The following is an 11705-nucleotide window of genomic DNA, read 5'->3' on the forward strand; positions in this document are numbered from 1 at the left end:
GGCCCGCTCTACTCCGTGCGGAGAGCGACCGCCGTCCGCGTACGGGCGGCCCAGCCCGCCGGCAGCAGCGCGCCGAGGACGGCGATGACCAGCCCGGCCGAGGCCAGCGCGGTCAACTCCGGCGCGGTGTGGACGTCGAGGACGGAGGCGGGCAGGCGCAGGCCCGCGCCGTGGCCCATGGCGGGCACGACCGCCCCGTGCAGCGCGAGCCCCAGCGGCACGCCGACGGTCCCGCCCGCCAGTCCCGTCACGAGGACGGACGCGACGACCGTGGTGACCGTCTGCCGGGGCGTCATGCCCAGCGCCTTGTGGATGCCGAGTTCGCGGACACGTTCCCGGGTGTCCAGGACCACCCCGTTGAGGACGCCCAGGCCGGCGACCACGACCAGCATCAGGGTGAGCGTCGCGGACAGCGCGCCGAGGGTGAGGGCCATGGAACTGCTGCGGTCGTCCCCGCCGGCCCGGGCGGTGACCCCCAGCGGCTCCAGCGCCTCGTCCAGCGCGGCGGCGTAGGAGGCGGCGTCGGTGCCGGACGTCACCTTGATGTGCTGCGCGGTCTCCGCCGGGTCGAGCGCCGCGGCGGGGAGGCCGGCGGCGTCGGTGAGGACCACCATGCCGTCGTTGCGGGTGTCGAGGACCTCGCCGACGAGCCGTACCGTGACCGGATCACCCAGGCCGCCGAGGGTGACGGTGTCGCCGAGCCGGGTGCCGGTGGCGCCGAGGAACCCGGTGGGCACGACGGCTTCGCCGGGCTTCCCGAACCACCGGCCGGCGACCATCGTGTAGCCGCCCCACGAGGCGTCCCCGGTGAAGGCGACGACCTCGGTGACGCCGCCCACCCCGGGGACGGTCGCCCGCGCCTTCGTACGGAAGTAGTGCCGGGCGGTCCCGGGCCGCGCGTCGACGACCCCGGCGATCTCCTCGGGGTCGGCGACGGCCCCCTCGCGGCGCGGTGCGGGGCCGTGCGGGCCCAGCTCCGGCGGCGGCGCCTCCACGGTGACGTCCGCGACGTCGTGGGCCTTGGCCTCCATCACCTTCGTGAGCGACGCCCCGAGCCCGACGGTGAAGGTGACGGCGGCGGTGCCGAACACGATGGCGGCGGCCATGGCCAGTGCGCGCCCGGGCCGGGCGAAGGGCCGGGCCAGCCCCAGGCCCACCGGGCGCGGCAGCGGGAGCCGTGCGATCCGCCGGGCGAGGACCCGTCCGCGCCCCGGCCGCGCGGTGGCGCCCACCGCGAGGGCGTCGACGGTGCGCAGCCGTCCGGCACGCCACGCGCTCGCCCAGGCCGTCGCCGTCACCAGGCCGAGCGCCCCGGCGACGACCACGGCGTCGATCCAGGGGGTCACGGCCAGGGTCGTCCCGCCGTGCACCTCCGCGGTCTCGGCCAGCACCGGCACCGCGAGCAGATGGCCGGTGACGACCCCCAGCAGCGTGCCCACCGCCGCGGGAGCCAGGGCCTGCGCCGCGTACGCCCGGACCACCTGGCCGGGGGTGAACCCGACGGCCTTGAGGATGCCGATCCGCCGGGTCGCCGTCCCGACTGCGGCGGCGACCACGTTGCCGACGACCAGGACCGACATGACCAGGCCCAGCACGCCGAAGGCGAGCAGGAACGGCACGTAGAGCGCCGTGTCGCGCTCGACGGCCTTCCTGACGGTGAGCCAGGACTGCTCGCCGGTCACCGCGCCCTCGGGCGCCCCGGCCGTGACGGCCTCGAGCCCGGCGGCGATCCCTGCCTCGGTGCCGGCGTCGGTGCCGGCGTCGGCGCCGGTCCCGGCCCCGGTATCGGCTCCGGCGCCGGCGTGGGCGAACCGGTAGTGCATCTGGTAGCCGCCGGCGCCGTCCCCGGTGAGGGCGCGCATCTGTGCCGGGACCACCCAGGCGTCGGCGGTCCCGGTCACCGAGCGGGCCACGCCGACCACCTTCACCGACGGCTCGGCGGGCAGCCCGGGGAAGGTGAGCCGCATCCCCAGGACCGGGAGGAGCGGGGAGTCGGCGGAGAGCACGATCTCTCCCGGGCGCTCGGCCCACCGCCCGTCCACCGGCGTGACGCGGTCGGCTCCGCCGCCCGGGCGGGCACGGCCGGCCACGGTCATCGGCCAGCCCTGCGTGCCGTCCTCGGTCCGCGGGGCGACCGTGGCGGTGCGGAAGGGGCCGGATGCGGCGGCGACGCCGGCGGCGTGCGCGGAGGCCTTCACCTGCCCGGCGTCGATGCGGTCCGCGTCGAACTGGACGGACAGGTGCGCGCCGTGCGCGCGGCGGAAGGCGTCGTCGAACGGCGCGCCGGAGGCGGCGATCAGCGTTGCGCCGAGGAGGGAGGCCGCCACCGCCATCATGGTGGCCAGACCGATCACGATGCCCGGCACCCTGCGGCGGGCCACGCCCGAGCGCACCACCCGGCTCAGCGCGCTCATCGGGTCCGCCCCACAGCCGTGCCGCCGTCGAAGCGGTCGAAGCCGTCGGAGCTCCGCGCCGCGCCGAAGCCGCCGGTGCCAAGCACCGCGCCCAACCCGTCGGCGCTCCCCGCCGCGCCGCCGCCGTCACCGGCCCCCAGTGCGGTGACGTCGCCGGTCGCGCCGTCCTCGGCGATCCGGCCGTCGACGAGCCGGACCGTGCGGGTGGTGCAAGCCCGGGCCAGGGCGAGGTCGTGGGTGACCACGACAACGGTCTGCCCCTCGGCGTGGAGCTGGGCGAGCAGGCCCGCGACCTCCTGTCCGGAGGCACTGTCCAGCGCGCCGGTCGGCTCGTCGGCCAGCAGCAGCGGCGGCCGGTTCACCAACGCCCGGGCCACCGCTACGCGTTGGCGTTCACCGCCGGACAGCCGGCCGGGCAGGGCGTCGGCATGACGGTCCACGCCGAGCGCCTCCAGCAGCTCCTTCGCCCTGCGGAACGCCTCCCGCCGTGCCATGCCCGCGAGCTGGGCGGGCAGGACGACGTTGTCGGTGACGGTGAGGTCGTCGAGCAGGTTGAAGAACTGGAACACCATGCCGATCCTGTCCCGCCGGTGGCGGGCCGCCGCCGCCTCGCCGAGCCCGTCGATCCGCACCCCGTCCACGGTGACGCTCCCGCCATCCGGCCGGTCCAGCCCGGCGACCATGTTGAGCAGCGTGGACTTGCCGCTGCCGGACGGGCCGAGGACCGCCACCGCCTCGCCCGGCCGCACGGTGAGCGACACCGCGTCCAGGGCGGGCGGTCCCTCGCCGTACCCGCGGCTCACGTCACGCAGTTCGATCACCGGCGCGGTCATGGCGACTCCCTCGTTGCGGCCTCGTGGCCTCTTCGTTCCGACCCGCCGGACGCTAGGCGTGGGAGGGATGGGGGCGCGTCCGTCGGCCGGGGCATTTCCGGTGGTCCGCGGGGACGACGTCCGCCGGTGTCGTCCTTGAGACGTAGTCGTCAGGAGGACGCCGGGGCGTCGCGGCGGCCGGGAGGAGGATGCGCGGCGGTCCGCGCGTCTGTGAGGATGCGGGGGTGACGAGTGGGCCGGCGGTGCGGTGGCTGCGGGACGGGACCAGGTCGCTGTTCCGGCCGACCGGACCGCTGCCGCGCCCGACCCGGCGCAACCTGCTCTTCGACACGGCGCTGGTGCTGCTCCTCGGTTCCGTGATGCTGAGCTGGGCCGTGACCACCGGCGCGTCGCTGGTCGCCGGGGCGCCGGACGGCGTGGCCCCGCTGGTCCGTGCGGCGGGGGCGGGCAGCGTGGCCGCCGCCGCGTCCCTGACCGTGGCGGCGTGGGCCCCGCTGCTGCTGCGCCGCCGGTACCCGCTGGCCGCACTGTGGGTGGTGACGGGCGCGGCCGCGCTGACGCCGCACGACGCCCGCCGGCTCGTCTTCTACGCCTGCGTCGTCGCCGCCTACAGCGCCGCGGCCTACAGTCCCTACCGGGCGCTCACCCTGGTGAGCCTGCCGGTCCTGGTGCTCACCGTCGCCGGTGACTCCGAGGGCGTGCGGGTCTCGCCGACGACGCCGGTCCCCAACCAGTACGTCCCGCTGCTGATCCTCGTTCCGCTCCTCGTGGCGACGGTGGGGCTGCGCGCCTGGATGTTCCGCGCCGAGGAGAGCCGGGCGCGCATGTCCGCCCTCGAACGCGAACGGGCCGAGGACCTGCGCCGTGCGGCCGAGCACGAGCGCGCCCGCATCGCACGGGAGTTGCACGACGTCGTCACGCACAACGTGAGCATGATGGTGATCCAGACGGGCGCGGCGCGCGCGGTCATGGACAAGGCCCCCGGCCAGGCCCGTGAGGCGCTCCTCGCGGCCGAGGCGGGCGGCCGGGCCGCGCTGACCGAACTGCGGCACGTCATGGGCCTGCTGACCATGGACGACCGCGACGGCGACGGCATGGCCGGGCCGGCCGGCGGGGACCTGGCGCCCCAGCCGGGCCTCGACCAGCTGGAGTGCCTGGTCGACCGCGTCCGGCAGACGGGCGTCGCCGTCACGCTGACCGTCGACGGCAGCGGGCGGGAGGTGCCCGCCGGGGTGGGGCTGGCCGCCTACCGCGTGGTCCAGGAGGCGCTGACCAACACCGTCCGGCACGCCCGCGGCGCCGAGGCGAAGGTGACCGTCACCCATGACGACACGCTGCTGCGGGTGGTGGTCACCGACACCGGAGGCGCCCCGTCGCCGTCGGCGGCCGCCGGGAACGGCCGCGGCCTGATCGGCCTGCGCGAGCGGCTCGCCCTGTACGGCGGCACCCTGGACACCGGCCGCCGGCTCACCGGCGGCTTCCGCGTCACTGCCCTCATCCCCCTGGAGACCGCATGACCGCACCGCCGCGCGTGGTGATCGCCGACGACCAGGCCCTGGTGCGCACCGGCTTCCGCATGATCCTCGCGGCGGACGGCATCGACGTCGTGGCCGAGGTGGCCGACGGTCTCGAGGCCGTCGAGGCGGTGCGGCGCACCCGGCCCGACGTGGTCCTGATGGACGTGCGGATGCCGCGGCTCGACGGCCTGGAGGCCACCCGGCGCGTCCTGGCCGCCACCGACACCGGCGCCGGCGCCGGCATCCATGTCGCCCCTCACGCCGACCCCACCACCGGGGCCTACGCGCCCCGCGTGATCATCCTGACCACCTTCGACCTGGACGAGTTCGTCTACGCGGCCCTGTCGGCGGGGGCGAGCGGGTTCCTGCTCAAGGACGTCACTCCCGAGCACCTGGTCGCCGCGGTCCGCCTGGTCCGCTCCGGCGACGCGCTGCTGGCCCCGGCCATCACCCGCCGCCTGGTCGAGCGGTACGCCCGCTCGGATGCGGGCGCCGCAGCCTCCGCGGGCGCGGGTTCCGGGGCTCCGGCACGTCATGCCACCGGCGCGCCGGCTCCGGCCCCCGCTCCCGCGCTCCACCGTGACCTGGCCGTACTCACCCCGCGCGAGCTGGAAGTGCTGCGCCTGCTCGCCCAGGGCCGGAGCAACGCCGAGCTCGCCCGCCACCTGCACCTCGCCGAGACCACCGTGAAGACCCACGTCGGACGCGTGCTGGCCAAACTCCACCTCCGTGACCGGGTGCAGGCCGTCGTCCTCGCCTACGAGACCGGGCTGGTCGGTCCCGCCGGGCCGCCTCCTGGTCCCTGAGCTCCCACGCGCCCTTCCGCCGCGTCCACGCGCCCGCCACACTGGTGCCGCTCGGCACGGCCCGCGCCTACGACCGCGCGGGACCGGTTCGACCGGCTCGACCGGGGAGAGTGGGCGCCGCCTTGGCACTGAACGATCCGTCCGACGACGAGGTGCGCGCCCGGCTGTGCGCGTACGTGGCGCGCTCCGGCCGCGGCAGGCGGCCGGCCCCGGCGCCGACGGACTTCGACCTGTCGCCCTCGCACCTCGTCGAGCTCACGATCACCCGCAGCGTGGAACGCCGCACCGAGACGACGCGGCACCTTCCGGGGTCCGTGGACCTGGCCGGTCGGCCGACCTACGACGTGCTGACGGAACACAAGCTCGGCCCTCACCAGAAGCCGCTCGGGCAGCCCCTCGACCTGGTCAGGCGCGGCACCGTGCACCAGGGGGCGTGCGGCTGCGGCAACGGTCGTCGGACCTGCCCCGACTGCGACGGCAAGAGGTACCGCTCCTGCGACCCGGCCCAGGTGTGCCCGATGTGCGCGGGCGTCTCCGCGTGCACCCAGCACCTCAAGCACGGCGGCCTGGCCGACGCCCCGACCGGACGGCTGCGGCCCGGCCGGACGGGCACCGTCGAGCAGCGGGTGACCTGCGAGGGCTGCCACACGCCCGCCGCCGCCTGCCCGGGCTGCCGGGGCTGGGGAAGGGTCAGGTGCAAGGACTGCGACGCCAGTGGTCGCATCCCCTGCAAACCGTGCGGCCGCAGGGGCACCGTCGGGTGCACGGCCTGCGAGGGGAACGGGAACGTGACGACCTGGACGGCGGGACGGATCGCCTGGGATCCCGAGACCGAGGAACCGTCCCCTCCCACCCCGCGGCCCCGCCGGGTCGCCGCCGAGCTGGACGGGGCGGGCTGGCGGGAGGACGTCCTGGACGACGACGCGCCGCTGCCCGACGACCTCTCCCCCGAGCACCGCGCCTTCCTGGAGCGGCACCTGGGCCGGCGGGCGGACGAGCGGGGACGGCACGTCGTCGTGCGGCGGCTGAAGGTGGTGCGGGCGCGACTGCCCAGCGCGGGCCGCCGGGAGTTCTACGCGTTCCTCTCCCCCGACGGTGACGTCCGGGTCGTGGGGCGGCTGTCCGAGGAGGGGCGGTTCACGTTCGCGGTGGGCGGGGCGGTGGTCGTCGCTCTGGCGGTCCTCACCCTGCTCCTCCTGCGCTGACCTCGGTCGCCTTGCCCGCCGCACCGGGCGGCCGGTGCGCGCCGCCGCACCACGGGACGGTCCGTCAGCCGCCGAAGGTGTAGGTCGCCACCGGCTCGCCCGGGCCGGCCGGGGGCACCTCGGGGGTCGGGACCGGCCTGTCCGGTGCGGGCGGGGGCGTGGGCCCGCGGTTCGGGTTCTGCGGGACGGACCCGCCGTCCGACCCGCCGGAGGAGCCTCCGCCGCCCACGCTCCCGCCGCTCACGCTCCCGCCGCCCGAGGTCGCGCCGGTCCTGCGCGGGGCCGGCGGAGACGCGTCACCCCGGTCGGCCGCCGAAGCGGTCCGCCTCCCCGCGCCCGACGAGGCCGAGGCGGACGGAGAGGGGGACGGCGAACCGCTGTTCCGGGTGGCGGACGACGAGGCGACGGGCGACGACGGCGCCGGCCGTCCCGCGTCCCGCTCCTTCTCCGCCTCCCCGGCGGAACAGGCGACCGCTCCGAGAGCGACGAGTCCCGTCACCACCCCCCGCAGCGCCCGCACGCCGAGACCCCGCACCACCGCTGTCATCCCGCCCCGCTCCACATCCGCCATGCCCTCACGAAGATCACGGAGGACGAGTGCGGTGATCGTACCGGAGCCGGACGGTTGTTCCCGGGCCCGGAAGCGTTCTCGCGCGGGCGGCGGCACCATGTCCTGCGAGGCACGCTCCGGCGCTCTGCCGGCCGACCGCATGGGGTGATGTCCGGCCCCTCCACCGCGTCGACTCGGGCCGCCCGGTTATTCGTTTGCCGGGGGCGATCCCCGTCGGATAGGAAGCCCGCATGCTGAAGGGCGACAGGATCGGGCTGAGGGCCCGGCACGAGGACGACATCTCCACTCTGCGGACCGGGCTCTACAACGACGTGGTCAACTCCGCCCGGGCCGAGGCCGGTCCGTGGCGGCCGCTCTCACCCACCTCGCAGGACCCACGGCTCGTGGTGGACGACACGGCGCAGGGCAGCGTCGCGTTCTCCGTGGTGGAGCTGGAGGGAGGGTCCCTGGCCGGTACCGCGACGCTGTGGGGCATCGACAACCACCACCGGTCCGCCCACATCGGACTCGGCCTGCTGCCGGAGGCGCGCGGCAAGGGCTACGGCACGGACGTGGTCGCGACGCTCTGCTACTACGGTTTCGTGGTCCGCGGCCTGCAGCGGCTGCAGATCGAGACGCTGGCGGACAACCACGCCATGCTGCGCGCCGCCGAACGCAACGGCTTCGTCCGCGAGGGCGTGATGCGCTCCTCGGCGTGGGTGCTGGGCGAGTTCCTGGACGAAGTGATCCTCGGGCTCCTCGTCCAGGAGTGGAAGCCGGACGCGCGAGGCTGAGGTTCCGGGACCGCGCCCGCGGTGCGCCCGCCGTCAGGGTGGCTCCGGGTCCGCGGTCCAGGGGCTTGGGCGCGAAGGCGTCGCGGTGCCCGGTGTCGACCGGCCACCGCGTCGCTCCGAATCCCGCCTCACGCCTCGCGGGCCCGCCTCACGCCTCGCGGGCGTCGGCCGTGGAGGCCATGTTGGCGTAGCGGTCGCCCGTGACCTGGCCGGCGATCGGCTCCAGGAGGGCGAGTTCGCCCTCGGTCAGGGTGATGCGGGTGGCGGCCGCGTTCTCCAGGAGGCGGGCGCGCTTGCGGGTCCCCGGGATGGGCACCACGGACAGGCCGTGCACCTCGGCGCGCTGCTGCACCCAGGCCAGGGCGATCTGCGCCATGGTGGCCCCGCGGTCGGCGGCGATCTTCTGCAGCGGCGCCAGCAGCGCGGCGTTCGCCCTGGCGTTGTCCCCCGTGAAGCGGGGCTGCGAGCGGCGGAAGTCGTCGTCGGGGAGCTCCTTGCCCGCGTCGGTGAACGCCCCCGTGAGGAAGCCCCGGCCGAGCGGGGAGTAGGGCACGATGCCCACGCCGAGCTCGGCGGCGGCGCCCACCGCGCTGCGCTCTACGCTGCGGCTGAAGACGGACCACTCCGACTGCAGCGCGGTGATCGGGTGCACGGCGTGCGCCTCGCGCAGTTCGTCGCCGGTGACCTCGCTGAGCCCGAGGTACCGGACCTTGCCCTCCCGCACCAGGTCGCCCATGGCCCCGACCGACTCGGCGAACGGCACGGCCGGGTCCCGGCGGTGCATGTAGTACAGATCGATGACGTCGACGTCCAGCCGCCGCAGACTGCCCTCGACGGCCTGCCGGATGTAGGCGGGGTCGTTGCGGACGGCCCGGCCGCCGTCGGGCAGCACCACGTTGGCGTACTTGGTGGCGATGGTGACCTCGTCGCGGTGCGCGGCGAGGAACGGGGCGAGGAACTCCTCGTTCCGGCCGTCCCCGTACATGTCGGCGGTGTCGATCAGGGTGACGCCCGCCTCGACGGCGGCCTCCAGGGTGTCCCTGGCCGCCGCGTCGTCCGTCTGCCCGTAGGCGAAGCTGATGCCCATCGCGCCGAAGCCCTGCACCCCCACGAGGGGGCCTTCGGAGCCCAGCCGGGTCTTCCTGATCGCCTCGATCGCGTTGCTGTCGCCTGCGTCGCTCATGCGGCCCCCTCAGCCTCGTCGGCGCCCGGCGGGCGCCCTCGCTTTCCACGCTAGTACGGTGAACCACGCTGTGGGGGAAGGACATTCCGCTCCCGCGCGGAAGGTCGCACGGGAGACCTCGGCGCCCGCCGGACCCCGCGAAGAACTGAACCTGGCGGCGGACACCGGCGGCACGCCACCTGTGCGCCACCTGTGCGGTCCGCCGCTCCCGCCGTCACCCCCTGAACCACCGGCGGCCGCCTCCCCGGCCGACGCGCCTTACCGCCTTCACAACTTGCATCCCCGTCAGATCTCTTGACGCGACATGAACACGTCCGCTTCTGTATGGGCGGCGCCGACGGGAGCGCTCCCACGCGAGTGGCGACCCCCGCGTCCACCCGCCAACCCGGCCCTCGACAAGGAGCGCACACACGATGATCGGACTCTTAGGCAGCGCGGGACGGGGCCTCCGGGCGGCCCGGGCCGGACGCGCGCACCGCACCGGGCGACGGGCCGCGCTCGTCACCGCCCTCGCCATGGCGCTGTTCGCTGCGCCGCTCGCCGCCGCCGGCACCGCGCAGGCCGCCCCGGCGGCCGGAGCCGGCTACTGGCACACCAGCGGCCGCCAGATCCTGGACGCGGCCGGCCAGCCGGTGCGCATCGCGGGCGTCAACTGGTTCGGCTTCGAGACGTCCAACCTCGTGCCGCACGGCCTGTGGGCCCGTGACTACAAGAGCATGATCGACCAGATGAAGCAGCTGGGGTACAACACCATCCGGCTGCCGTACAGCGACGACGTGTTCAAGTCCGGCGCGACGCCGAGCGGGATCACCTACTACAACATGAACACCGACCTGCAGGGCCTCAACTCCCTCCAGGTGATGGACAAGATCGTCGGCTACGCCGGCACCGTCGGCCTGAAGGTCATCCTCGACCGCCACCGGCCGGACTCCGCGGGCCAGTCGGCGCTCTGGTACACCAGCGCCGTCCCCGAGTCCACCTGGATCGCCGACCTGAAGTCGATCGCCGCGCGCTACGCGAACAACCCCACCGTGGTCGGCATCGACCTGCACAACGAGCCCCACGACCCTGCCTGCTGGGGCTGCGGCGACGCCGCCACCGACTGGCGTCTGGCCGCCCAGAGGGGCGGCAACGCCGTCCTCGCGGCCAACCCGGACATGCTGATCTTCGTCGAGGGCGTGCAGTCCTTCGAGGGCGGCACCACCTGGTGGGGCGGCAACCTCCAGGGCGTCCGCAAGTACCCGGTGGAGCTCAGCACGCCCCACCGCGTCGTCTACTCGGCCCACGAGTACGCGACGAGCGTGGCGAACCAGCCCTGGTTCGACGACCCGGCCTTCCCCGCCAACATGGCGGGCATCTGGGACAAGAACTGGGGCTACGTCTTCAAGGAGAACATCGCCCCGGTCTGGGTCGGTGAGTTCGGCAGCACCCTGACCGCGGCCACCGACCGGACCTGGCTGAAGACGCTGGCCGACTACCTGCGCCCCACCGCGCAGTACGGCGCCGACAGCTTCTCGTGGACGTACTGGTCCTGGAATCCCGACTCGGGCGACACCGGCGGCATCCTGAAGGACGACTGGACCTCGGTCGACACCACCAAGGACGGTTACCTCACGAGCATCAAGTCCCCCGGCTTCACCGGCGGCGGCAGCAGCGGGGGCGGCGACACCCAGGCCCCTACCGCGCCGACCGGTCTCAAGGTCACCGGGACGACCGCCTCCGGTGTCTCGCTCTCCTGGACCGCGTCCACCGACGACACGGCGGTGACCGGCTACGACGTCTACCGCGGCGCCACCAAGGTCGGTTCCGCGTCCGGCACGACGTTCGCCGACACCGGTCTGACCGCCTCCACCGACTACAGCTACTCGGTGCGGGCCAAGGACGCCGCGGGCAACACCTCGTCCGCCTCGGCCTCGGTCACCGCCCGCACCGCGGCTTCGGACGGAAGCGGCAACGGCGGCTGCACCGCGGCCCTGCGCGTCGACAGCAGCTGGAACACCGGCTTCCAGGCCACCGTCACGGTGACCAACCCGGGCGCCGCCGCCCTCAAGGGCTGGACGGTGACCTGGACCTGGCCCGGCGGCCAGACGGTCTCCAACTCCTGGAACGCCACGGTGACCCAGAGCGGCGCCGCCGTGACCGCGAAGAACGCCTCGCACAACGGCGCGGTGGCGGCGGGCGGCTCCACCACCTTCGGCCTCCAGGGCAACGGCGCCTCCGCGGCGCCGACGGCGACCTGCACGGCCTCATGAGCTCCTGATCGGCGAGCGGGGAGCGTAGCCGAACGGGATGAAGGAGGGGGCGGCCGGACAACCGGCCGCCCCCTCCGGCGTTCCCGGGTGCGTGCCCGCGCCCGGGCGGGGCGGGTCGCCGGGGCGCCCGCCGGCCACTGCCGAAGCCGGA

At 75.1% G+C, this 11705-nt stretch carries 8 protein-coding genes; 5 read left to right on the forward strand and 3 right to left on the reverse strand.

What is annotated here, in order from left to right:
* Positions 1 to 8 precede the first annotated feature (8 nt).
* A complete protein-coding gene (locus ACFRAV_RS01750; protein ID WP_382550448.1) occupies positions 9 to 2414 on the reverse strand; it encodes an FtsX-like permease family protein in 2406 nt (801 codons plus the stop codon).
* On the reverse strand, positions 2411 to 3247 hold the full coding sequence (locus ACFRAV_RS01755; protein WP_382550450.1) for an ABC transporter ATP-binding protein: 837 nt from the start codon (positions 3245 to 3247) through the stop codon (positions 2411 to 2413). Before ACFRAV_RS01755 ends, ACFRAV_RS01750 begins: the two co-directional genes overlap by 4 nt.
* Positions 3248 to 3471: 224 nt before the next feature.
* Between ACFRAV_RS01755 and ACFRAV_RS01760 the strand changes: the two genes are divergently transcribed.
* From ACFRAV_RS01760 to ACFRAV_RS01775, 4 genes are all read left to right on the forward strand, one after another.
* On the forward strand, positions 3472 to 4764 hold the full coding sequence (locus tag ACFRAV_RS01760) for a sensor histidine kinase (RefSeq protein WP_382550452.1): 1293 nt from the start codon (positions 3472 to 3474) through the stop codon (positions 4762 to 4764).
* Positions 4761 to 5570 (forward strand): response regulator, encoded by an 810-nt coding sequence (locus tag ACFRAV_RS01765; protein WP_382550454.1) that lies wholly within the window; start codon positions 4761 to 4763, stop codon positions 5568 to 5570. The genes ACFRAV_RS01760 and ACFRAV_RS01765 overlap by 4 nt, the downstream gene beginning before the upstream one ends.
* A 122-nt stretch (positions 5571 to 5692) precedes the next feature.
* The gene (locus ACFRAV_RS01770) at positions 5693 to 6775 is read left to right on the forward strand and encodes a hypothetical protein (RefSeq protein ID WP_382550456.1); all 1083 of its coding nucleotides are present in this window, start codon (positions 5693 to 5695) and stop codon (positions 6773 to 6775) included.
* An 801-nt stretch (positions 6776 to 7576) separates the two neighbouring features.
* A complete protein-coding gene (locus ACFRAV_RS01775; protein WP_382550458.1) occupies positions 7577 to 8119 on the forward strand; it encodes a GNAT family N-acetyltransferase in 543 nt (180 codons plus the stop codon).
* 148 nt (positions 8120 to 8267) lie between these two features.
* Here the strand turns inward: ACFRAV_RS01775 and ACFRAV_RS01780 are convergent, their stop codons facing one another.
* On the reverse strand, positions 8268 to 9302 hold the full coding sequence (locus ACFRAV_RS01780) for an aldo/keto reductase (protein ID WP_382550460.1): 1035 nt from the start codon (positions 9300 to 9302) through the stop codon (positions 8268 to 8270).
* A 515-nt stretch (positions 9303 to 9817) separates the two neighbouring features.
* On the opposite strand from ACFRAV_RS01780, the gene ACFRAV_RS01785 reads away from it, so the two are divergent.
* The gene (locus tag ACFRAV_RS01785; RefSeq protein WP_382550682.1) at positions 9818 to 11554 is read left to right on the forward strand and encodes a cellulase family glycosylhydrolase; all 1737 of its coding nucleotides are present in this window, start codon (positions 9818 to 9820) and stop codon (positions 11552 to 11554) included.
* Positions 11555 to 11705 lie beyond the last annotated feature (151 nt).

The organism is Streptomyces sp. NPDC056600 (genome assembly GCF_042792855.1).
Classification (GTDB): domain Bacteria; phylum Actinomycetota; class Actinomycetes; order Streptomycetales; family Streptomycetaceae; genus Streptomyces.